The 275-nt window shown below is 32.0% G+C and carries 1 protein-coding gene; it reads right to left on the reverse strand.

Features of this window, described 5'->3' with window-relative positions; all coding sequences use genetic code 11:
* The coding region (locus tag TP70_RS10435; RefSeq protein WP_156962285.1) for a transposase at nt 1-275 on the reverse strand (275 nt) is incomplete at both ends.

Here is a 275-nt window from a genome sequence, read left to right on the forward strand (position 1 = left end):
TTATGATTACGTAACATACCTTTTGTGTTTAAGTCTTCAATACAGATGATATCGTGGTTTTTGATAATTTCTGTACTTAACTTATTCAAGAAATCAGTACGTTGATTCATTACTATTTCATGTAATCGCGCTACTTTTCGTTTTTGTTTTTGATAGTTCTTTGCTTCAAAGAGATGGACACCTTTCTTTTTAGCTAACAAAGCACGCTTTGACAACTTACGTTGCTCACGTCTGAGTTTCTTTTCCATTTTAGCCGTGAATTTATGATTATCAAT

The sequence above is a fragment of the Staphylococcus microti genome (genome assembly GCF_000934465.1).
In the GTDB taxonomy this organism is placed as follows: Bacteria; Bacillota; Bacilli; order Staphylococcales; family Staphylococcaceae; genus Staphylococcus; species Staphylococcus microti.